This is a genomic window from Halobellus sp. LT62, from assembly GCF_037031285.1.
Lineage (GTDB): Archaea > Halobacteriota > Halobacteria > Halobacteriales > Haloferacaceae > Haloquadratum > Haloquadratum salinisoli.
This window is the reverse complement of record NZ_JAYEZO010000001.1, coordinates 824,256-845,538: the sequence shown is the minus strand read 5'-3', so window position 1 is coordinate 845,538 and position 21,283 is coordinate 824,256. Positions and strand designations below refer to the sequence as shown.

Annotated in this window: 19 protein-coding genes and 1 pseudogene; 7 read left to right on the top strand and 13 right to left on the bottom strand. The window is 67.1% G+C overall.

The window, feature by feature from the left end; all coding sequences use genetic code 11:
• Positions 1-127 precede the first annotated feature (127 nt).
• Entirely contained in the window at positions 128-433 is a 306-nt protein-coding gene (locus U5919_RS04300; RefSeq protein ID WP_049985358.1) for a hypothetical protein, read from the bottom strand.
• Positions 434-705: 272 nt separating this feature from the next.
• Here U5919_RS04300 and U5919_RS04295 point away from each other — a divergent pair, with 272 nt between their 5' ends.
• The 3 genes from U5919_RS04295 to U5919_RS04285 all read left to right on the top strand — a co-directional run bounded on the left by U5919_RS04295 (position 706) and on the right by U5919_RS04285 (position 3,145).
• Positions 706-2,031: an adenylosuccinate synthase gene (locus U5919_RS04295; protein ID WP_336022383.1), complete on the top strand. Its 1,326-nt coding sequence runs from the start codon at positions 706-708 to the stop codon at positions 2,029-2,031.
• A gap of 93 nt (positions 2,032-2,124) precedes the next feature.
• The gene (locus U5919_RS04290; RefSeq protein ID WP_336022381.1) at positions 2,125-2,313 is read left to right on the top strand and encodes a methytransferase partner Trm112; all 189 of its coding nucleotides are present in this window, start codon (positions 2,125-2,127) and stop codon (positions 2,311-2,313) included.
• A 64-nt stretch (positions 2,314-2,377) separates the two neighbouring features.
• A complete protein-coding gene (locus U5919_RS04285) occupies positions 2,378-3,145 on the top strand; it encodes a DUF7524 family protein (protein WP_336022380.1) in 768 nt (255 codons plus the stop codon).
• A 12-nt stretch (positions 3,146-3,157) separates the two neighbouring features.
• On the opposite strand, the gene U5919_RS04280 is transcribed toward U5919_RS04285, so the two are convergent.
• Positions 3,158-3,292 (bottom strand): DUF7128 family protein, encoded by a 135-nt coding sequence (locus U5919_RS04280; RefSeq protein WP_336022379.1) that lies wholly within the window; start codon positions 3,290-3,292, stop codon positions 3,158-3,160.
• A 103-nt stretch (positions 3,293-3,395) separates the two neighbouring features.
• Here U5919_RS04280 and U5919_RS04275 point away from each other — a divergent pair, with 103 nt between their 5' ends.
• Positions 3,396-5,606 (top strand): AAA family ATPase, encoded by a 2,211-nt coding sequence (locus U5919_RS04275; protein WP_336022377.1) that lies wholly within the window; start codon positions 3,396-3,398, stop codon positions 5,604-5,606.
• 15 nt (positions 5,607-5,621) lie between these two features.
• On the opposite strand, the gene U5919_RS04270 is transcribed toward U5919_RS04275, so the two are convergent.
• The 9 genes and pseudogenes from U5919_RS04270 to U5919_RS04230 all read right to left on the bottom strand — a co-directional run bounded on the left by U5919_RS04270 (position 5,622) and on the right by U5919_RS04230 (position 16,055).
• The gene (locus tag U5919_RS04270; protein ID WP_336022376.1) at positions 5,622-8,477 is read right to left on the bottom strand and encodes a DEAD/DEAH box helicase; all 2,856 of its coding nucleotides are present in this window, start codon (positions 8,475-8,477) and stop codon (positions 5,622-5,624) included.
• A gap of 74 nt (positions 8,478-8,551) precedes the next feature.
• Positions 8,552-8,677 carry a hypothetical protein gene (locus U5919_RS04265; protein WP_336022374.1) on the bottom strand — a complete coding sequence of 42 codons (126 nt, stop codon included), beginning with the start codon at positions 8,675-8,677 and terminating at the stop codon, positions 8,552-8,554.
• Between the two features lie 38 nt (positions 8,678-8,715).
• On the bottom strand, positions 8,716-9,567 hold the full coding sequence (locus U5919_RS04260; protein ID WP_336022372.1) for a metallophosphoesterase: 852 nt from the start codon (positions 9,565-9,567) through the stop codon (positions 8,716-8,718).
• Between the two features lie 2 nt (positions 9,568-9,569).
• The gene (locus U5919_RS04255; protein ID WP_336022371.1) at positions 9,570-11,039 is read right to left on the bottom strand and encodes an RPA family protein; all 1,470 of its coding nucleotides are present in this window, start codon (positions 11,037-11,039) and stop codon (positions 9,570-9,572) included.
• Positions 11,036-12,310, bottom strand: coding sequence for a Single-stranded DNA binding protein (locus U5919_RS04250; protein WP_336022369.1), 1,275 nt, complete (start codon positions 12,308-12,310; stop codon positions 11,036-11,038). The genes U5919_RS04255 and U5919_RS04250 overlap by 4 nt, the downstream gene beginning before the upstream one ends.
• A 102-nt stretch (positions 12,311-12,412) precedes the next feature.
• Positions 12,413-12,652: pseudogene (locus U5919_RS04245) on the bottom strand (DUF7520 family protein); the annotation flags it as partial.
• Positions 12,653-13,127: 475 nt separating this feature from the next.
• Complete coding sequence (locus U5919_RS04240; protein ID WP_336022368.1) at positions 13,128-14,915, bottom strand: cbb3-type cytochrome c oxidase subunit I; 1,788 nt, start codon at positions 14,913-14,915, stop codon at positions 13,128-13,130.
• A 186-nt stretch (positions 14,916-15,101) separates the two neighbouring features.
• Entirely contained in the window at positions 15,102-15,557 is a 456-nt protein-coding gene (locus U5919_RS04235) for a DUF6684 family protein (protein ID WP_336022366.1), read from the bottom strand.
• Positions 15,558-15,689: 132 nt separating this feature from the next.
• Positions 15,690-16,055, bottom strand: coding sequence for a DUF7541 family protein (locus tag U5919_RS04230; protein WP_336022364.1), 366 nt, complete (start codon positions 16,053-16,055; stop codon positions 15,690-15,692).
• Between the two features lie 163 nt (positions 16,056-16,218).
• Between U5919_RS04230 and U5919_RS04225 the strand changes: the two genes are divergently transcribed.
• Together U5919_RS04225 and U5919_RS04220 are read left to right on the top strand one after the other, a co-directional pair.
• A complete protein-coding gene (locus U5919_RS04225; RefSeq protein WP_336022362.1) occupies positions 16,219-17,331 on the top strand; it encodes an OBG GTPase family GTP-binding protein in 1,113 nt (370 codons plus the stop codon).
• A gap of 121 nt (positions 17,332-17,452) precedes the next feature.
• The gene (locus U5919_RS04220; protein ID WP_336022361.1) at positions 17,453-18,223 is read left to right on the top strand and encodes a VOC family protein; all 771 of its coding nucleotides are present in this window, start codon (positions 17,453-17,455) and stop codon (positions 18,221-18,223) included.
• A gap of 40 nt (positions 18,224-18,263) precedes the next feature.
• On the opposite strand, the gene U5919_RS04215 is transcribed toward U5919_RS04220, so the two are convergent.
• Entirely contained in the window at positions 18,264-18,932 is a 669-nt protein-coding gene (locus U5919_RS04215; protein WP_336022360.1) for a hypothetical protein, read from the bottom strand.
• A 106-nt stretch (positions 18,933-19,038) separates the two neighbouring features.
• Here U5919_RS04215 and artA point away from each other — a divergent pair, with 106 nt between their 5' ends.
• The gene (artA, locus tag U5919_RS04210) at positions 19,039-19,962 is read left to right on the top strand and encodes an archaeosortase A (protein WP_336022359.1); all 924 of its coding nucleotides are present in this window, start codon (positions 19,039-19,041) and stop codon (positions 19,960-19,962) included.
• Positions 19,963-20,004: 42 nt separating this feature from the next.
• Here the strand turns inward: artA and U5919_RS04205 are convergent, their stop codons facing one another.
• Positions 20,005-21,240 carry an outer membrane protein assembly factor BamB family protein gene (locus U5919_RS04205; RefSeq protein WP_336022357.1) on the bottom strand — a complete coding sequence of 412 codons (1,236 nt, stop codon included), beginning with the start codon at positions 21,238-21,240 and terminating at the stop codon, positions 20,005-20,007.
• Positions 21,241-21,283 lie beyond the last annotated feature (43 nt).

The following is a 21,283-nucleotide window of genomic DNA, read 5'->3' as shown; positions in this document are numbered from 1 at the left end:
GTCGAGTCGATTCTCGTCCCGGCGGACGAATACGACTGAAACACTCGTCGAGGCAGCGCAGAACAGAGAAAGAGGCGCGCGAGCGCGCGCTCGCCAGAAGACGGTGCTCAGCCTTCGACGACCGTGCTCAGCTTTCGACTTCGACCGCTTCTTCGATCTTCATCTCGTCGAGTTTGTCGACGATCTGGTCCAGTTTCTCGTCGAGTTCGTCGACGAACTCCGCGGTTCGTTCGGTCGTGATCGCGCCCTGACTGGACGGTTCGATGAGATTCTCCTCTTCGAGGACGCGGAGGGAGTAGCGAACTTTGTGATGGGGGTAGCCGGTCTCGTTCGACATCTTCACGATGCCGATCGGTTCGCTCTCGATGACCATCTTCAGGACCTGTAAGTGGCGTTCAAGCATATCCACTTCCTTTTCGAGTCGGTCTATCATGTCATCTGTTAACTTGTCTGGGCAGGATTTAAATGTTACCCTCCGATCCGCAGAACCACATCACAGGGGGTACCACGGGGTACGGTGGCAGGCGTAATTAACGATTCGGGTCTGCCGACGAGGCGGCCTCGTTATCGAACGCAGGCTCAAGACGGAGAATAGCAGATAGCTGCGTACTGAGGTGACGATAACCGTCACGCTAATCCAAGAACGTGCATATCTCGCGGCGGCGGACCGTAATGGGTTTTACGCGGCGTCAAGAATCGGCGTGTATGACCGTCACGATCGTCGGCTCCCAACTCGGCGACGAGGGCAAAGGTGCGCTCGTCGACCTGTGGGGAGGCGACGCCGACGTCGTCGCCCGGTATCAGGGCGGCGACAACGCAGGCCACACCGTCGTCGAAGGCGGCGACGAGTACAAACTCTCTCTCGTTCCGAGCGGGGCCGTCCGCGACAAGGTCGGCGTGCTCGGCAACGGCTGCGTCGTCAACCCGAAGACGCTGTTCTCGGAGATCGACGAACTTCGCGAACGCGACCTCGACCCCGACGTTCGCGTCGCCCGACGCGCCCACGTGATTATGCCGTACCACCGCGTCCTCGACGGCATCGAGGAGGAGGCCAAATCCGACTCCGGTCTCGAAGCCGGGACGACCGGACGCGGCATCGGGCCGACCTACGAGGACAAAGCAGGCCGTCGCGGCATCCGAATCGGCGACCTGCTCGACCCCGACGTCCTCCGCGACCGACTGGAGTACGTCGTCCCGCAGAAGCGCGCGCTCGCCGAGGACGTCTTCGGCATCGACGCCGGCGAGGCCTTCGACGTCGACGCCGTCTTCGAGGAGTACCGAGAGATCGGCGAGCGCCTCCAGCGGGAGTCGATGACTGTCAACGCCGGGGAGTTCCTCGGAAGCTATCTCGACGACGGCGACGACGTCCTGTTCGAGGGCGCGCAGGGTACCTCCATCGACATCGACCACGGCATCTACCCGTACGTCACCTCCTCGAACCCGACCGCCGGCGGCGCGTCGACCGGCACGGGCGTCGGTCCGACCGTCGTCGGCCGCGGCGAGGTCGTCGGCATCGTCAAGGCGTACCTCTCGCGGGTCGGCACCGGTCCGCTCCCGACGGAGCTCACCGACGACGACGAGGAGCTCGCCGATTACATCCGCGAGAAGGGCGGCGAGTTCGGCACCGTCACCGGACGCCCCCGACGCATCGGCTGGCTCGACGTTCCGATGCTCAGACACGCCGCGCGCGCCAACGGCTTCACCGGCATCGCGGTCAACCACATCGACGTGCTCGCCGGCCTCGACGAAGTGAAGGTCGGACACTCCTACGACCTCGACGGCGAGGAGCGGTTCACGATGCCCGCGACGACCGAGCGCTGGGGCCGCTGTGAGCCGAACCTCCGGGAGTTCGAGACGTGGGACGAGGTCGACTGGACCGCCGTCGCCGAGGAGGGGTACGACGCCGTCCCCGCGAACGCGCGGGCGTACCTCGACTACCTCTCCGAGGAGGTCGACGCGCCGATCTACGCCGTCGGCGTCGGCCCCGACCGCGCGGAGACGATCGAACTGGCGAACCCGTTCGGCGAGTAGGCCGCGCCGTCGAGCGCCTCGGCCGTCGACCGTCTCCCCGCCACGACTCGCGAACCCGTATTCTTTTCACCGCCGGTTTCCTTCCCTCTCCTAATGAAAGAGTCTCTGATGGACATCCTCTGTGACCCCCTCGACAAGAGCGACCTCGAACTCGAAGTCGACGAACGCGACGGCGAGGAGATCCTCGAAGGCCGACTCATCGGTACCGTCACGGGCGAAGTGTACCCGATCGAGGACGGGATTCCGAACCTGCTGCCGCCGGATATGCGCGACGACGAATAGCGGATCGAGACTCGGCCCGGTAACCGCATAAAGCCTTTTACAGATACGCCGCGTCGTCGGCGACGTGCCAGAGTCGCTACGGGTGGGACTGAACAACGGATCCGTCCACGCCATCGACGCGCCGAGTGCCTTCACCGCGGAGGGGCCGTTCCACGTCGAATTCGACAACGCGGGCGGTGCGACCCACGTTCACCTCCACCTCGACGACGACCTCTCGCGGGTCTCGCGGGTCGACGAGGTGAACCACTACGTCGAAGAGGACGCGACAAAGCGCGTGCCGATCGGCGTCCTCCCCGACCGGCGGCCGGTCACCGGGCGACTCAAGGTAGTCTCGGGGTACGGCGCGGAGGTCTCCTACGTCGAACTCACGATCGTTCCGAACGCGACCGACGGCGAGCGGCCCGGTTCGGACCCGGATTCGAGCCGGTCGAATCAGTCGGCCGGACAGCGAAGAACCGCCGAACAGTCGGCCGACGGTCGCTCCGATGCGACCGAGACGGCGAGCGAGCCCACCGTCGTCCGTCGCAAGAACACGAACACGCGCGGAACCCGCGGGACCCCCGGATCGTCGGCGACGCTCGGGAGTCTGTCGACGCCAGCGTCGAATTGGGACGCGATCGCGCGCGGGCTCTCGATAGAGGAGATCACGGCCGCCGTCGCGAAGGCGCGCCGCGGGTCCTCGGAAGCAATCGCGTTCCTCACGCTCACAGCCGCCGCGCTCCTCGTCGGCGTCGGCGTGATCCTCCTCACCCGCGAACTACTGCTGGCGCTCGTCGTGATCGCGATCGTCGCGGCTACCGTCGGCGTCGCGGGATGGCTGCTCCTCGAATGAGCCGAGGGCGACTCACTGGAGGTATGACGGGTCCTCCGCGTCGCAGTTCGCCTCGTGTGCTTTCGCGTCCTGTTCGTCGTCGAGCAACAGCCCGCACTCGTCGCACTGGTACCACGTTCCTCCGTCCCGTTCGACGGTCGACACCATACTGTGTGGATTGGTGCCACGAGTCAAAACGCTTCCCCCGACCGTGTCGGTTCGCCGGACTGTGGCGGGCAAGACAAAAGAGCGATCGACCCGAAGCGGGCGTATGAGCGCGGACGACGTCCTCGAACTGACCGTTCGCGGGGCCGAAAAACGGGACGCCGGACGCGGGATCGCGCGGCTGCCCGAACCGGCGCGGCGGCGACTCGGCGTCCTCAGCGGCGACACCGTCGTCGTCGCGGGCGAGCGCGAGACCGTCGCGAAAGTGTGGCCGGCGGGCGGCGGCGTCCCCGACGACGTCGTCCTCGTCGACGCCGACACGCGGACGAACGCGGGTGCGAAGATCGGTGAGTCCGTCACCGTTCGAAAGATCGACGTCGAGGACGCGACCTCGGTGACGCTCTCGATGCCCGACGACGTCGCCTTCTCCGACGAGGACCGCGCGGTCGAACTGATCAAGCGCGCGATCCGGGATCGACCCATCCAACCCGGCGGCCAGATCCACTTCGAGACGCTGAGCGACGACCCGTTCGCCGTCGACGCAACGGAGCCCGACGGGATGGTCCGCGTCACCGACGCGACGGAGCTCCGGTTGCACCGCGGCGGTCGGTTGAGCCGCGTCGTCTCCTCGCTCTCGGGCGGCAGCAGCGGCGGCTCCGAGAGCGGATCGACGACCGGGGGCGCTACCGACACCGCGAGCGGAACACCGGGCGCGACGCCGACGGTCACCTACGAGGACATCGGCGGCCTCGACGAGGAGCTCGATTTGGTGAGAGAGATGATCGAACTGCCCCTCTCGGAGCCGGAGGTGTTCGCTCACCTCGGCGTCGATCCGCCGAAGGGCGTCCTCCTCCACGGGCCGCCGGGAACCGGGAAGACACTCATCGCGAAGGCCGTCGCCAACGAGGTCGACGCGACGTTCATCGACGTCTCCGGCCCCGAGATTATGTCGAAGTACAAGGGCGAGTCCGAGGAGAAGCTCAGAGAGAAGTTCGTCGATGCCCGCGAGAACGCGCCCGCGATCGTCTTCTTCGACGAGATCGATTCGATCGCCGGCAAGCGCGACGACGGCGGCGACGTCGAGAACCGCGTCGTCGGGCAGCTCCTGTCGCTGATGGACGGGCTCGACGCCCGCGGCGACGTCGTCGTCATCGGCGCGACCAACCGCGTCGACTCGCTGGACCCCGCCCTTCGACGGGGCGGTCGCTTCGATCGCGAGATCGAGATCGGCGTCCCGAACGAGCAGGGGAGACGGGAGATCCTCGACGTCCACACCCGGCGGATGCCGCTCGCCGACGACGTCGACATCGACCGACTGGCGGCGAGGACGCACGGCTTCGTCGGCGCGGACCTCGAATCGCTGGCGACTGAGGCGGCGATGATCGCGCTGCGTCGCGGCCGCCGCGAGGACGCGAACGCGCCGATCGCGGATCTCGAAGTCACCCGCGCCGACGTCGAGGCCGCGATGGCGGCGGTCGAGCCCTCCGCGATGCGCGAGTACGTCGCGGAGTCGCCGACGACGACGTTCGCCGACGTGGGCGGGCTCGACGACGCCAAGCGGACGCTCGAACGCGCGGTGACGTGGCCGCTGACGTACGGGCCGCTGTTCGACGCCGCGAGGACGGAGCCGCCGACCGGCGTCCTCCTCTACGGCCCGCCCGGAACGGGGAAGACGCTCCTCGCTCGCGCGATCGCCGGCGAGAGCGGCGTCAACTTCGTGCAGGTGGCCGGACCGGAACTCTTGGACCGCTACGTCGGCGAGTCCGAGAAGGCAGTGAGAGAGGTGTTCGAGCGCGCCCGACAGGCCGCCCCGGCGATCGTCTTCTTTGACGAGATCGACGCCGTCGCGACCGACCGCGACGCGGCGGGCGGCGATTCCGGGGTCGGCGAGCGCGTCGTCTCCCAGCTCCTCACGGAACTCGATCGGCTGGCGGACCATCCGAACCTCGTCGTCCTCGCGGCGACCAATCGACGGGGGGCGCTCGATCCGGCGCTCCTGCGGCCCGGACGCTTGGAGTCGCACGTCGAAGTGCCCGCTCCCGACGAGGCCGCCCGCCGAGAGATTCTCGACGTCCACCTCGACGAGAAGCCGCTGGCCGACGACGTCGACCGCGAGGAACTCGCGGCGGCGACGCAGGGCTATTCGGGAGCCGATCTCGCCGCGGTCGTCCGCGACGCCTCGGTGCGCGCGATCGAGCGGGTCGCGAGCGCGTACGAGGGCGAGGCCGCCAACGAGCACGCCGACGAGGTGCTCGTCTCGGCGGCAGACTTCGAGGCGGCGCTGGAGGCGGTCGGGCCGTCGGAAGCGGGACGGTGAACCGAACGTCGCGACTCAGTCCCAAAAGGACTGCGTCCGCGCGTACTGCCGCTCCTGTTCGAGGATGTCGCGGTAGAAGTCGGCCTCGTCCTCGCGGAGTTTCCCGATGATGCGCACGGCCGTCTGCGGACCGACCCCGCGCCCGGCGAGCGCGATGACCGCCTGTTTGCCGTGGCTCTGGACCAAGCTGGCCGAGCGGTAGCCGCGCTCGACGCGGCGCTCCTCCTCGTCGTCGCGTTCGTCAGGATCGGCGCGAACGGCAGCGGGCGTCTCCTCGTCCCACGGGTTCAGACAGGCGATCCGAGTCGCGCCGCAGTGCGGGCACTCAGGCTGTTCGCGGACGCGACGAACCTTCGTCGTGTGTTCCCAGTCCGAGCAGTGCAGACAGAGCAGTCGGACGCGGTCGTTTCGGATCCGCTCTCGAATCGCCTCGATGACGCTCGCGTCGGCGTTCTCGGGCACGAGCAGTTCGCGACGGCTGGAGCGACCGTCGACGCCGATCGGGGTGCGTTCCCGCGCGGTTTCGAGCGAGACGGACGAGTCGTCGTCCCGCAGCCGGCCGAGCAGCTCCGCGGTCGCCTCGACGGCGAGGTCGACGTGGAACACCTCGCGGACGGCCTCGTCGTAGACGGGCGTGTCTTCGAGCGCCGCGAGCAACCGGTCCGCGCCGAAGCGCTCGCGGCCCTGATACCGCTTGAGCGCGCCGAACTTCGCGGCGACCTGCGCGAGCGTGAATTTCAGCGCGTCCGAGTTTTTGAGCGCCAGTTCGAGTACCGCCTCGACGTGGGCGGGGTCGGTCGTCTCCAGCACCTCGATCACGTCGCGGACCGACGAGGCCGCGGCGACCTCCAGTTCGATCCGGTAGGGGCTGATCTCCATTCCCACGGAGGTCCCGGTGCGCTGGCCGACGAGCGCGGCGAGCAGCCGTCCGAGCGTCTCGTTGACGCGGTGGCCGTGACAGCTGTTCAGGACGACCTTACGGGCTTGCCCCTCGACGACCAGTCGGTCGGCCGTCGGGATCGGGTGTCCCGTCTCGACCTGCCGTTCGATCGGATCGAGCGCGGCTTCGAGCGTCGCGGCGTCGGTCGGATACCGGCTCCGGAGGTCGCGGGCGACGGCCTCGCGCGTCGCGCCCGCCTCGAACTGCTCGGCGGCGACCTCGCGGATTTCACCGGCCTCGCGTGCGACCGCGGCCGGCACCGGAATCTCCGAGCCGGTCCACGAGGGGACCTCGCCGCTCGGATCCTCGATCGGCGTGACGTTCACCCGCGACTCCTCGTCGTCGATGTCGTTGATGCGCCACATCTCGCCGCGCTGGACGAACGCCGCGCCGGGTTCGGCGAAGTTGACGACGAAGCGCTCGTCGAGGGTGCCGATCCGCCCGCGCGAGGAGATGTCGTGGACCTCGTAGGTCTCCTCGTCGGGGATCATCGAGAGGTTAGCATAAAAATACTGCCACGTGCCGCCCGATTTCTCCAAGCGGTCGGCGTCCTCCTCGAGCCAGAGCAGGCGGTTCTTCGAGAGCTCGCGGACGACCTCGCGGAAGGCCTCTTCCTCCAACTCCGAGAACGGATACGCCGCGCTCACGAGGTCGTACGCGCGCCGAGCGGACACGTCGCCTTCGTCCATCACGACGCCGACGATCTGGTTGGCAACGGTGTCGAGGCTGGCGTGGTGGATCCGCGCCGGTTCGACCTCGCCCGCCTCCGCGCGCCGGGCGATCGCGAGCGCTTCGAGCGTGTCGTCGGTCGAGGAGGTGACGAGCGTCCCGCGCGAAACTTCGTCGCGGCGGTGTCCGGCGCGACCGACCCGCTGGAGGAGCCGCGCGACCTCTCTGGGACTGCCGTACTGCACGACGTGATCGACGCGGCCGACGTCGATGCCGAGTTCCATCGACGACGTGCAGACCAAGGCGTCGAGTTCGCCCGCCTTGAACCGATCCTCGACGTCGATGCGGACGTCCTTCGAGAGCGAGCCGTGGTGGACCTCGATCGGTTCATCGAGCGCTTTGAACCGCGAACCGAGCGCCTCCGCGGTCTGCCGGGTGTTGACGAACACGAGCGTCGACTCGTGCTCGTGGACGATGTCGCGGATCGCCCGGACGTGACTCGCGATCTCGTCGTCGGTGGCGAGCTTCCCGGCCAGCAGCTCGTCCTCTCGCGTGATCTCCGGGCGGGTGACGGTGAAGGAGACGTCGCTGCCGACGTCGACCTCGACGATCTCGAATTCCCTGTCGCCGGTGAGGAACTTCCCGACTTCGGCGGGCGAGCCGACCGTCGCCGAGAGCCCGATCCGCTGGAACGGCCCCGAGAGCGCCCGCAGTCGCTCTAGGGCGACCGTCAACTGCGCGCCGCGCTTCGCGGAGGCGAGCTCGTGGACCTCGTCGACGACGACGTGCCGGACGTCCGAGAGCGCGCGCCGGAGCTTCTTGCCCGTGAGCATCGCCTGCAGCGTCTCTGGCGTCGTCACCAACACGTCCGGCGGGTCGTCTGCCTGCTTGCCCCGCTGGTACTGCGTCGTGTCGCCGTGGCGGACGTCGATATCGACGTCTAAGGTCTCGCCCCACCACTCCAGTCGCTCGCGCATATCGCGGTTGAGCGCGCGCAGCGGCGTGATGTAGAGCGCCGAGAGCCCCTCGCGCTCTTCGTCGTCGGCGCGGACGATCGCGTCGAAGACGGGCAGCATCGCCGTCTCGGTCTTCCCGGTCCCGGTCGGCGCGATGACGAGGGCGTTCTTCCCGGTCGAAAGCGGCGGGATAGCGCGGCGCTGCGGCTCAGTCGGCGTCTCGAAGCCGCGATCGGAGAGTGCCGACCGCACGTCGCTCCCGAGCGCCGTGAACGCGTCCATCCCCTGCGACGCGCCGGGTGGCATCGACAGCAGTAGCGGCGCGAGCGGAATAAGCACAGCGTTCGAGTGGCGCTCGGAGTCGGCGGTTCCGCGTTCGGTTACTCCACAAGCAGCCGGATCGCGACGCCGATAGCGATGACGAGTCCGCCGCCGATGAAGGTTCCCGGTATCGGGAGCACGAACAACAGGACGCCGAGCAGGATCACCAGATTCGAGGTCCGCATGCTACACGTTTCTCGCTGGAGACCGAAAAGGGAGGCGCTCAGACCGACCGATACGGTCCCAATCGGGTGCCGTCGAGCAGGTACGCGTCGGCCCGCTCCTCGACGAGCGCCTGCGGCAGGAACGGCGCGAGAAACCCCTGTCCCTCGACGTTGACCCACGTGCCGCCCGAGCGATCGTTGAACGCCGGGAAGACCACCACTTCGGGATCGCGCCAGTCGAGGTCCGCGACGTCGACTCCCAACTGCTCGGCGAACGGCTCCGGACGCAGCGGCCCCCGGAGCCACGCGCGCTCCTTGCGGCCGCCGCCGACGCTGTCTTCCAGCCGGACGGCGGGATGCTCGTGGCCGACGCAGACGACGTCGCTCTCGACGACCTCGCGCGCGGGCCACGTGTGGCCGTGGACGAACCCGATCCGTCCCAGACGGACGCCGTCCCGGCCGGTGACGACGAACCGATCCGGGTATTCGGGCTCGAACCGCTCGGCGATCCCGCCGTCGTGGTTGCCCGCGACGAGCGTCACGGGCACGCGTTCGAGAACCGCCTCCAGCAGTTCGTCGAGTTCGTCGCCCTCCGCGCCGTCGGCCCCGCCGATCCGGTGGCCGAGATCGCCGAGCGCGACGAGGCGGTCGGGGTCGACGCGGTCGAGCAGGCCGAGAAGTCGAACCCGGCGAACGGCCGCGTTGCTCTCGAGTTCGACCCCGCGCTCGTAGCGGAGGCCGCGCTCGATACCGGCGTGGTAGTCGGCGACGACGAGCGCTCGTTCGCCGCCGACCCGCGCGACCGCCGCCGGTTCGCCCGGGACCGGCTCGACGAGCGACGCTCCCGAGCGGTCGCGCGAGTCGTCTCGGGCGGCACCGTCCGTGCCCTCGTCGAAATCGATCGGGTCCACGCTCAGATCGACTTCAGCGTCCCCTCCGCGGGCTCGTAGCACTTCCCGCCCATCAGCGCCTCTCGGATGGCCTCGTCGACGTCGTCGGGGTCCGCGCCGTACTCTTCGACGACGGCCGCCACGACGGCTTCACGGTCGGCCCCGTCGCCATCGTCGAGGTCGGCCATCACCGAGACCGCGGCGTCTTCGAGGTCGACGTCGGCCGGGGCTTCGTCGGTCTCGCCCTCGTCGGAGTCTGACGGTTCGTCCGCATCCGCGGACGACGCTTCCTCGCTCGACCCCGAACCGGCTTCCTCGTCGACTTTGTCCTCCAGTTCGTCGACGTCTGGCACGTCGATGTCGGCCTCGCCCGGGTCGTCGACCTCGTTGCCGGTCGAGAACTCGGTTCCGTACTCGGCCTCGATCTCGGCGCGCTCTTCCTCGTCGAGTTCGTACATCTCGTCGCTGTCGACGTCCGCTTCGAGGTCCTCCTCGGCATCGGCCTCGGTGTCAGCCTCGTCGCCCCCATCGATCTCGTCGCCGTTCTCTGGGGAGAAATCGCCGAGCGTTCCGGATTCCTCCGCATCATCCGTCACGGGAGCAGCGTCCTCGGACGCAGTGGTCGGTTCAGCCTCGGGTTCAGCAGTCGGGTCAGTCTCGGGTTCAGCGGACGATCCCGACTCGCTGTCGTCTCCAGACCCTACCTCGGAGTCGGAGTCTCCGGACGGCTCGGTCGGAACCGCCGCGGCGTTGTCCGGCGCGGCCGCCGCGGCGGCCACGTCCGGAAGCGACCCGAGCGTCCGCGGTCCCTCCTCGTCGGGGGCGGCGGTCGGCGCGTCGACGGCCTCGCGCTCGCCCGCGACGAGTTCGAGCGCCTGCACCGCCGTTTGGCGGATCCCTTCGAGGTAGTGTTCCGTCGGCTCGTAGTGGTCTACCGCCAGCGCGACGCCCTGCGCCAACGCCGATTCGACGCCGCGGGCTTCCAGCGCCGCGGTGAGATCGTCGCCGCGGACGTCCAATTTCACGGCGGCGGCCATCGTCGCGACGCGGTCGAGCGTCGCCTCGGCGGCGGCGATGACCCAGCGGTCGCGGGTGTCGGCGTCGACCTCGTTGAGGCTCTCCGGGCGGACGGAGGTGAAGATCCGCTCGGAGTCGTCGGGCTGGTAGGTGCGCGCTTTGCCCGTCAGCGAGACCATACACGGCGGGGTCGCGCGGTCGAGAAAGCCCATCGCGTCAGGTTGATACTGGCCCGCGTAGGTGACGAACGCGCCCGTCGGGTCGGCGACCCGACCGCGGACGATCTCCTCGTTCACCTGTTCGACCTCGGTGAGCGCGCCGACGGCGAAGAGCCGGTTGACGCGCGCGCCGGTGGGCGTCACCACGTAGTTCGGCGCGCGCTCGTCGTCGCCCTCAGAGTACGACAGCGTCGCGTCGTCGAACTCCGCGGCGAAGAGCCGCCGAGCGACCTCCCGGCCTTGGACGGCGTCGCTCACGATCGTACCTCCGTCAGGAGGGCGCTCGCACGCGCCCCCGGATCGTCCTCCGCGCGCTCGAACTCGCCGGCTTCGAGGTTCGCGCCGTAGTCGTCGACCGAGAGGTTGCCCCGGACGCGGTACTCGCGGCCGACGACCCGCTCGCGGATCGTATCGGCGACGACCTCCTTGTCCATCGCCTCGCGGGCGGCCGTCATCGCCTCCTCCATCGTGCCGCCGTAGAGCTCCTCGGTGAGTTCGCGGTCGAGAACGGCGGTCACGGTTCCGGTGCCGTCGTCGACGATCGCCTTCACGCGCATATCGTCCTCGCCCTCGACCTCGCCGTGACTGCGGCACTGTCCGTTCTGGAGCACGCGCCCGCACTCCGGGCAGCGCTCGATGAGCCCCGAGCCGTCGCGGACTTCGAGGACGTTACCGACGAGTTCGACGTCGAAGAGGCCGCCGGAGGCGACCGCCTCGACGAGCTTCATCCGAGGGGCCTCGTCGTCGACCTCGACCTCGCGGGCCAGCGGCGTGACCGTCGTGAACTCCGAGAGGTTCACCTGCGGGACGCCGCGGAACTCGCGGACGTACACGTCCTCGAAGCGGAAGTCGTGGCCCTCACGGAGCTCCGAGCGGGCCTTCCAGTCGGTGAACGGAAGCCGCCCGGACTCGTCGGCGACGACGCCCGATCGGATCGTCGTCTCGCCGTTGCGACCGTCGATGACGCGCTCTTCGGATTCGAGGACGCGCACCTCGACGTTCCGGCCGCGGTCCCCCGAGCGGAGGTCGACGAGCTCGGTGTCGCCGCCGACCTCGTACGGGACCTCGACTGGCGTCGTCTCGACGGCGACCGTCGAGGACTGGCCGATGTTCAGTTCGGGGCGACCGTCCCACTCGCGAACGCCCGCGTTGCCGACGGTGATCGAGTCGCCGGGCTCGAAGCCGAAGTCCTCCCACGCGGTGTAGGAGATTTTGCCAGTCGCGTCGGCGAACTCGCCCTCGCGGATCACTTGTTCGTCGCCCTGGTAGCGGATCGACCGGCGGCCCACCGAGAGCACGCGAACGGTGACGGTGACGTTGCCGTCCTCGGGCGTGATGTCACCGATATCTTTCGTCGTCGGCGTCGCGTCACCGCCGCCGCCGTCGCCGCCGTGTTTGCGGCGGACGCTCTGTTTTGCCTCGTCGATCGGCACGCTGTACGACAGCAGGTTCTCCAAGTCGGATTTGACCTCCGCTTTGTCTACTCCGAGGGCGGAGGCGAGCTCCTCGGCGTGTTCGTCTACGTCCATCTTCAGCGGTAGTAGAGCCGCATGGGATAAAAAGGGTCGCTGGTGTCGGCCCTGTTCGGCCGGCTACAACACATTCGATCGACTATGGTGGATTTCGCTCGGTTACGACGCCTCATCGTCGATCCGCTGTGACACGTAGATCACCAGCGCCAGCGGCACGCCGAGGACCAGTGCGATGGTCAGGCCGCCGTAGGCGGCGAATCCGAGCGGTGAGGCGGGAAACGGAATCACGAAGAGAAAGCGCGGAGCGTCGAGGCCGTCGACGAACGCCCCCGTCAGGAACCCGGCGGCCGTGGCGACGCAAACCAGAGCCGCGTAGAGCCCCGCGACGAGCCTCGGGCCGTCGTGCCCTCGGGCGGGCGGGCGGGCGACATCTCCGCCGCTTCCGACGCCGTCGACTCCGTGACTGTGGGGGTCGGCATCGAGTGCGCCCTCGTCGTCGTTCACGGTCGAGACTGTGGTGCGGAGGCTGAAAAGCCACCCGTTCGCGACACGTCGGAGGTCCGCACCGCGTCCGGACGCGGAACCGACGCACCTTTGGCCGCGTGCGCTCAACGTCGACTATGCGCGATACGGACCTCCTCGCACTCATCCTCGCGGCGATCGCGGTTCTGATGTTCGCGACCGGCCTGTTTCTCGCGACCTGATCGGGGCCGTCCGTCCAGCCGCGACTCCGCCGTCTCGGATCGCAGATCGGTGTTCCGGCAGCGCCGAAACCGCGGCGCGAACTCGTCTGAGTCGAGCGTCGCTTTCGCTCCCGAGAATCGAACGCGTCGCGATCGGGGTTCTTCCGGAAGAGACCGCGAAAACAGTACCGTTACGTTTCTGACGCTGCGTCGGCGTCGGTTTCGCCGCCGTCGGGCAGCATCGGATCGTCCGTGTCGTCGGCCTCGCCGCCGTCGGCGATCGCCGTCTCCAGCTTCTTGTCGTACCAGTCCCACTCGGCGGTGTACAGCCCGGAATTGCGGAGGTTCCACGGGTCGCCGTCCTCGATCTCGGGGCCTTCGAGCCACGACTGGACGAAGTTCCAGACGAAGATGATCTGGCCGACGAGAAGCAGGAACGCCCCGACCGTCGCGAGCTGGTGCAGCGTCGCGAACTGCGGGAGGTACGTCGCGTAGCGGCGCGGCATCCCGCCGTAGCCGAGCAGGATCATCGCGAAGAACGTGACGTTCGTGCCGACCATCGACAGCCAGAAGTGCGCTTTGCCGAGGGTCTTCTGGTACATCCGACCGGAGTACAGCGGGAACCAGTAGTACAGACCCGCGAAGCCGGCGAAGGCGATCGCGCCCATCACGATGTAGTGGAAGTGACCCACGACGTAGTAGGTGTCGTGGAGCACGAGGTCGATCGGGATGGACGCGAGGAAGACGCCCGTCACGCCCCCGATGACGAAGTTCGAGACGAAGCCGACGCAGAACAGCATCGGCGTCGTGAGCCGGACCCGACCGTTCCACATCGTCGTGATCCAGTTGAACGTCTTCACGGCGCTCGGAATCGCGATCGCGAGCGAGACCGCCATGAACGACGCGCGAAGCCGCGGGTCCATCCCCGTCGCGAACATGTGGTGCGCCCAGACGCCGAAGGAGAGGACGCCGATCGCGAGCGTGGAGTAGACGACGAACTTGAACCCGAAGAGCCGCCGGCCCGCGAAGCGCGGAAGGACGTAACTGACGATGCCCATCGGCGGCAACACGAGGATGTACACCTCGGGGTGGCCGAAGAACCAAAACAGGTGTTGCCAGAGGATCGCGCCGCCCTCCCCCGCGAAGAACGTCGTGCCGAAGTTGCGGTCGAAGAGCAGCATCACGATCGCGCTGCCCAGAAGCGGGAACGCGAACAGGATGAGCCCCGACTGAGTGAGGATCGTCCACGAGAAGATGTCGAGGTTCGCCCACGAGACGTCGTCGCCGCGCTCTGTGAAGATGGTCGCGATGAAGTTGATCGCGCCCATCGTCGCCGACACGCCCGAGAGGTGCAGTCCCAGAAGCATCAGGTCGACGCCGGCGTTGGCCTGATTACCGGCACCCGCGCCCGCCGAGAGCGGGGTGTACATCGTCCACGCGGTCTGGGCCGGAATGATCTCCGGTAGCGGGAAGAAGCCCGCCCAGATGAGTAACGCGGCGGGCGGAAGGAGCCAGAACGCGATGGCGTTGATCCGCGGGAACGCCATATCGTCCGCGCCGATGAGAAGCGGCACCAGATAGTTCGAGAACGCCGCGATGATCGGCGTCCCGAAGAGGAACAGCATCGTGATGCCGTGACTCGTCATCAGCGAGTTATAGAACGTGTTCGAGATGATCGACGCCGCGGGATCGATGAGCTCGATCCGCATCACGACGACCATCAATCCGCCCACGGCGAACGCGATGAGTCCGTAGGTGCCGTAGAGAATGCCGATGTCCTTGTGGTCGACCGTCGTCAGCCAGCGAATGACGCCGGACGGTTTCTCTTCGGAACCGTAGCTTTCCTTCTGCCCGTAAGCGCCCCCGCCCGCGACCGGGGTGTATGAGCGCCAGTTTTCGACCCGCGCGAGCCACGCGGCGACGGCCACGAGGAAAAGTCCCATAAGGACCGTCAGTGCTAACTGTCCGTTGACCTCCATAGGAAAGTCTGAGGAACGAAAGGTAATGAAAGGTTCGGGACGGCGCTGCCACGGAGGATCCGGTAGACGGACTCAGCGCGGCGGGAATCGGCATACAAGAGACTCATCGCCGATCGGAAAACGTCGACCGAAAGACCGGCGTCGACTCCCACAGAGGGCGCGCCGGGGAGAGCGCGATGCCCGGTTTCAGACGTCGCGTTCGTCTTCGGTGGAACCGCTTTCGGACGTGGACACCTCGTCGCTCGCGGCGTCGCCATCGTCTGTCTGAACGTCGTCGTCAGCGTCGCCTTCGACATTCTCAGCGTCGCCCTCGACGGCCGACGGTGACTCGTCGTCGAGTTCGGTCGCCGCGCCTTCGGATTCTTCGAGCGGCTCTGCGCCCCGAACGCCGGCCTGCCCGGGCAGGTAGACCTCGTCCCGGAGTTCGGCTCCGGCGATGGCCTTGCCCGAGAAGTACGTCAAGACCGCGAGCATCACGAACGGCACGACTAGCAGCCCGAACTGGATCGCCGACGCGAGCGGATCGATCCCGAACGGCGTGACCACCGCGAAGGCGACGACGAAGAACGCGATGATGAAAAGCGGGACGACGTTGACTGTGAGGTCGAGTAGGGTGTCCCGATCGAAGATCTTGTTCGCCATACCTGCCCCTTCCGGTGGAGAATCAAATAGGTTGTTGGTTTCGCGCCAGGGAGTCGTCGCGAGTCTCGTCTCTCACACCCAGTCTCGACACGCAGTGTGGCGAAAGTCGGAGGGCAGGTACGATACCCGCGTTCAGTACGCCGGCTCCTCCGCCGGTGTGAACACCGTTCCGGCGAGACCGGCAGCCGCGAGGATCACGGCCGCGGCGACGATGGAGAGGCCGCGACTCGGGAGATTGATGCGCGTGTACACGAACGCCACGCCGAGGACGGCGAGCGGGAGGGCGACGCCGAACAGCCCGCGCCACGGCGTCTTCGCGTATCCGGACTCGAAAGCCATCCCCGCGGCGCTGCCCCCGAACAGGAGGAGGCCGCCGACCGAAAGCGGGAGCAGCCCGAAGATGATCCCCAGTTCCGCGATCGGAATTCCGAGCGCGATGAAAATCGGCCACGGGCTCGCCATCCGATACTGTTCAGAGAGTCCCGGTTCTGCGTCCATTACCGGCGGTACGTTCTCGGAGGTACAAAGGGCTTCGATTCGGCCGGTGACCGGGCGTGGCCGGCGACCGCGTTTCACGTACCGGACCGCCCCCCCGGTGGTCGCGCCGCCGCGCGGTCGGAAAGAACACCTTTTTCGACGCAGATAGCCGAACGGTAACACGATGGGACTGGAGGAAGAGATCGAGGAAATCCGCGAGGAGATCGCTGAGACGCCGTACAACAAGTCGACGGAGGCGCACATCGGCCGGCTGAAGGCGAAACTCGCGGAGAAGAAAGAGAAACTCGAAAACCAGTCCGGCAGCGGCGGTGGCCACGGCTACGCGGTCGAGAAAACCGGCGACGTGACCGTCGCGCTCGTCGGCTTCCCCAGCGTCGGCAAGTCGACGCTGATCAACGCGCTCACCAACGCCGACAGCGAGGTCGGCGAATACGAGTTCACGACGCTCGACGTCAACCCCGGAATGCTGCAGTACAACGGTGCGAACATCCAGATTCTCGACGTCCCCGGACTCATTGAAGGTGCGGCGGGCGGCCGGGGGGGCGGCAAGGAAGTCCTCTCGGTCGTTCGAACCGCGGATCTGGTCGTCTACCTGCTCTCGGTGTTCGAGATCGAGCGCTACGAACGGCTGCAGGAGGAGTTGTACAACAACAAAATCCGTCTCGACACGTCGCCACCCAGCGTGACCGTCTCTAAGCGCGGCAAAGGTGGGATCCACGTGACGACCGCCGACGACGTCGACCTCGACGACGACACCATCGCGAGCGTGCTCCGCGAACACGGGTACGTCAACGCCGACGTGACGGTCCGCGGCGACGTCACCATCGACGAACTCATCGACGCCATCATGGACAACCGCGTCTATCTGCCCTCGATGGTCGCCGTCAACAAGGCCGACCTGATCGACCGCGACTACCTGCCGACCGTCGAGGAGAACCTCCGCGAGGTCGGCGTCGACCCCGACGAGGCGGTCTTCATCAGCGCCGAGGCGGAGAAGGGCTTAGACGCCCTCAAAGAGAAGCTCTGGGAGACGCTTGGGCTCATTCGCGTGTATATGGACAAACCCGGTCGCGGCGTCGACTACGAGGAGCCGCTGGTGTTGATGGAAGGCGAGAACACCGTCGACGACGCCCTCAGGAAACTCGGCGGCACGCTCGACGAGCGGTTCCGCTTCGCCCGCGTGACCGGCCCGAGCGCCAAACACGACGAACAGCAGGTCGGCCGCGATCACGAGCTGCGGGACGAAGACATCCTGCGCGTCGTCGCGAGGAAGTGATTCCATCGTCGATCGCGACGGGGCCGAGAGTCGAGTCGGGCGTCGCACCCGAGCCATCTGACGCGTTCGCGAGTAACCGCGGTCCGGCATCCTTTTTCCGCCCGCGACCGTGCCCTCGCGTATGTCCGGAGTACTCGATCACACGATGGTCCGCGTCGAAGACCTCGAGGCGTCGCTCGATTGGTACACGACGCATCTGAACTACGAGGAGAAGGGTCGCTGGGAGGCCGACACCTTCACCAACGTCTACCTCGGCCCCGAGGACCTCCACGAGGAGGGCGCGATGCTCGAACTCACGTACAACCACGACGACCGGACCTACGAGATGGGCGACGCGTGGGGCCACATCGCGGTGCGCGTCCCCGAGGGCGAGCTCGAAGAACACTACCAGCAGCTGCTGGACGAGGGCGTCGAAGACTACCGCGACCCCGAGTCCTGCGGTGGCCGCTACGCCTTCGTGAAGGACCCCGACGGCCACGAGGTCGAGATCGTCCAGCGCGACCCGGAACTCCCCACGTGGGGACTCGATCACACGATGATCCGCGTCGAGGACGCCGACGAGGCGATCGGGTTCTGGACGCGGAAGTTCGAGTACGACTACGTCCGTCGCTGGGAGTCCGACAGTTTCGCGAACTACTTCATGAAGCCCGCCGGGGCCTCCGAGGCCGCGATGACCGTCGAACTCACCTACAACTACGACGGCCGCTCGTACACGCTGGGCGACTCGTGGGGCCACCTCTGCGTCCGCGCCGACGACCTCCACGACTACTGGGAGACGCTGATGGAACGCGAGGCCGAGGACTACCGCGATCCCGAGTCCTGTGACGACCGCTACGCCTTCACGACGGATCAGGACGGCCACGAGATCGAGATACTCGAACCGTCGAACTGATCGAACGGCCGAGCCGACGGCGGCGGATCGGGGACCGGGATCAGCCCGGGAGGCTCGTGAGCGCGCGCTCGACGGAGATGCGTCGAAAGCCCTGCGTTATCTCCTCGCCCCCTGACGTCGTTGACGGCGTCCGATACGCGGCCGAACCTCCTCCTGCGGACTCGAAGACCGCTCGGTACCACTCCTCTGCGGGCTGTCGGGGATGCCGGATGGAGAATTCGGCGTCGTCGAGGTCACCGTCCGGCGCGTAGGCGTAGCAGTGCTCGATCCGGCGCTCCGCGCTCCGCCGGGTGACGTCGTCGATCGCGGACGGTGGCGTCCGCGGTTCCCCGTCCGGCACGACGAGAATCGAGACCGCGCGGTCGGTAATGGCTCTGAGGAGCCGCTCGGCGTCCGCCTCGACGGACACGTTCTTGTGCGACGGGTAGACGTCGAGCATTCCGTAATCGGCCGGTTCCGCGGTGGTCTGGAACGTGTAGTAGTTCGGATACTCGAAGAAACCCTCCGCCGTCTCGCGAAGACGGTCGTAAAACGCCGTGACGCAGGACAGGAGGAACGCGCCCGCGCCCAATCCACCGGTCCCGGTCTCCGTTACGATCCCGACTCTATCCGTGACATCGATCGGCGGCAGTACCGCGTCCCGCGAGACCGGTCTCCCATCCGACCGATACCGGATATCCGGCCGATCGAGAGCCTCCGCAGTGTGCATAGATCGTATCACACCCGAATCGGAGTAAGTATTGGGTGCGGCGGATCTGCGTCTCCGAGCAACCGGAACGACAAGGGATTTATCCGTCAACTCCGTTCTCCCTCCTATGCCCGGCCTGCTCTCCGACGCGCTCGCGTGGGTCGTCATCCTGACGTTCGCCGTCGGAGCGCTCTCTGCGAAGCGAAACGATCGGTTCGCGCGGTACGTCACGGTCGCCGCGTGGGTCGGCTTCGCGGTCTTCTGGCTCCAGTTGGTCCCGCACTTCGCGTTCGTCCACAAGAGCTACGTCGAGGGGATCCTCTCGATCGCCGCGGTCCCCGCGTCGCTGTACACCGGCTACCTGCTCTGGGGCGGGCGCGACTCCCTGTTCGTGCTCTCGCGGGCGGTCGCGGCGATGGGGATCATCTACCTTCCCTTCGAAACCATTCCGGCGTTCGCGCTCTTCGGCCTGTCGCTCCCCGCCCCGCGCGGCGTGCTGATGGAAGTCGTCGCCGCCCAGACGGAGTTCCTCGTGAACGCGCTCGGTTACCACCCCGAGATGATCCACAGCGAGGAAGGCTTCTACAACACGTTCGTCTTTTGGGACGGCGACCACCGCCTGACGGTCGAAGTCGTCCTCGCGTGTACCGGTCTGGGAAGTATCGCCATCTTCGCCGGCCTCATCGCCGCCGTCGAGGCCCCGCTGCGCCGGAAGCTCCGCGCGCTGGCGATCGCCGTGCCGGTCATCTACGGGCTGAATCTGCTCCGGACGACGTTCATCACGATCGCCTTCGGGAAACAGTACATGCAGTGGTTCGTCGACGAAATCCTGCTGTTGTTCGGCTCGTCCGACCCGTACATGGTCTCGTTTTTCATCTCCGATCGGATCATCAGCCAGCTGCTCGCGGTCGTCGTCCTCATCGGGATCACCTACCTCGTCGTCCGCGAGCTGCCCGAGCTGCTGACGATCATCGAAGACGTGCTCTTCCTCGTCACCGGCGACGAGTACGATCTCGCGTCGGATCTCGGACTCGATCAGTCGCGGGCGTAGATCGGCTATCAGGCGCGTGAGTCGATACCCGCGCGCCACGAGTCATTCCGCGCCGAGTGCGTACACGTCTCCCGCCTGCGTGGCGACGACGACAACGCCGTTTGTCACAGTTGGTGCCGCCCGAATTCCTTGGAGCACGACGTCGGTATACGTCCGTTCGCGAGTTCGGAACGACCACAGCTCCGCTCCGTCGTCCAACGACAGCGCTCGCACCGTTCGGCCGTCGCCGAAATACACGGTGTTTCCGGCGATAATCGGGTCAGTCGCGTCCGAGATTCCGGCCTCCGTCCATCGGTGGGAACCAGTACTGTCGACGCTCACGAACCCCTCCTCGGTCGAAACGACCACTCTGCCGTCGGCGACGGCCACCGATCGACGAACCGGACCGGGCAGATCGAACGTCCACTCTTCGGAGCCGTCCTCGATATCGAGCGCGTAGAGGGTTCCAGCGCGAGTTCCGATCAGTACCCGCCCGTCCGCGACAGTCGGTGCGGCGGTCGTGTTGCCGTCGGTATCGACGGTCCAGCGTCGCTCGCCGGAAACGGCGTCGTAGGCAACGACGGAATCGCCGCCCGAACCGTAGACAGCCATTCTCTCGGCCACGGCCGGGGTCGAAGCGTACTCGTCGAGGTCGTGACGCCACCGCTCGGTTTCGTCGTGATCGAACGCCGCGACGGTCGTCGTCTCGTACCCCCCGCCGACGAACACGCCGTCTTCCGTCGTAGCTGGTGAGGTAGTCACATCCGCGTCGGTTACGCCGCGCCACTCGATCTCACCGCTGTCGGCGTCGACGGCCGTGAGTCCGCGGTCGACGTTCTCACCCCCGTTCCAGACGGTCACGTACGCAGTCCCGTCGTAGATCGCCGGGGTCGAGGCTCCGCTGTGGCCGACGTCGGTAGTCCAGTGACGGTCACCCGTGGACCGGTCCAGCCGAACGAGGTCGCCCGCGAAGGAGACGAACACCTGATCGGCGACGACGACCGGCTGGGAGTGTTCGTACCGAGACGGCGTTCGTCGCCAGTACGTCGTGACGTCCCCTGTCGGCCCGGTCGTCTCGATATGTCCCGTGTGTTCGGCCGAGCCCTGAAACTGCGGATTCGTCTTCCCCGTACCACCATCTTTCGGCAACTCGCAGTTCAGTACGGCCCCCGACGTTTCCGTCGCGGTGTGTGTGGCCGGGGCTCCCGACGTTGTGCCGGGGCCGTCGTTCTCGGAGCACCCCGCGAGCCCAACGAGTCCACCGCTGCCGAGGACCTTGAGGACGGACCGCCGGTTCATACACCGTTGGTCCGGTGTACACGATAAGTGTCTTCGGGGGAAG

Coding starts and splice junctions, on each gene's coding strand:
- U5919_RS04205 (WP_336022357.1), bottom strand. CDS start 21,240: ATGAACCGGCGGTCCGTCCTCAAGGTCCTCGGCAGCGGTGGACTCGTT.
- U5919_RS04290 (WP_336022381.1), top strand. CDS start 2,125: ATGAAAGAGTCTCTGATGGACATCCTCTGTGACCCCCTCGACAAGAGC.
- U5919_RS04250 (WP_336022369.1), bottom strand. CDS start 12,310: ATGGACGTAGACGAACACGCCGAGGAGCTCGCCTCCGCCCTCGGAGTA.
- U5919_RS04240 (WP_336022368.1), bottom strand. CDS start 14,915: ATGGAGGTCAACGGACAGTTAGCACTGACGGTCCTTATGGGACTTTTC.
- U5919_RS04300 (WP_049985358.1), bottom strand. CDS start 433: ATGATAGACCGACTCGAAAAGGAAGTGGATATGCTTGAACGCCACTTA.
- U5919_RS04280 (WP_336022379.1), bottom strand. CDS start 3,292: ATGGTGTCGACCGTCGAACGGGACGGAGGAACGTGGTACCAGTGCGAC.
- U5919_RS04230 (WP_336022364.1), bottom strand. CDS start 16,055: ATGGACGCAGAACCGGGACTCTCTGAACAGTATCGGATGGCGAGCCCG.
- U5919_RS04275 (WP_336022377.1), top strand. CDS start 3,396: ATGAGCGCGGACGACGTCCTCGAACTGACCGTTCGCGGGGCCGAAAAA.
- U5919_RS04265 (WP_336022374.1), bottom strand. CDS start 8,677: ATGCGGACCTCGAATCTGGTGATCCTGCTCGGCGTCCTGTTGTTCGTG.
- U5919_RS04235 (WP_336022366.1), bottom strand. CDS start 15,557: ATGGCGAACAAGATCTTCGATCGGGACACCCTACTCGACCTCACAGTC.
- U5919_RS04220 (WP_336022361.1), top strand. CDS start 17,453: ATGTCCGGAGTACTCGATCACACGATGGTCCGCGTCGAAGACCTCGAG.
- artA (WP_336022359.1), top strand. CDS start 19,039: ATGCCCGGCCTGCTCTCCGACGCGCTCGCGTGGGTCGTCATCCTGACG.
- U5919_RS04295 (WP_336022383.1), top strand. CDS start 706: ATGACCGTCACGATCGTCGGCTCCCAACTCGGCGACGAGGGCAAAGGT.
- U5919_RS04225 (WP_336022362.1), top strand. CDS start 16,219: ATGGGACTGGAGGAAGAGATCGAGGAAATCCGCGAGGAGATCGCTGAG.
- U5919_RS04215 (WP_336022360.1), bottom strand. CDS start 18,932: ATGCACACTGCGGAGGCTCTCGATCGGCCGGATATCCGGTATCGGTCG.
- U5919_RS04270 (WP_336022376.1), bottom strand. CDS start 8,477: ATGCCACCCGGCGCGTCGCAGGGGATGGACGCGTTCACGGCGCTCGGG.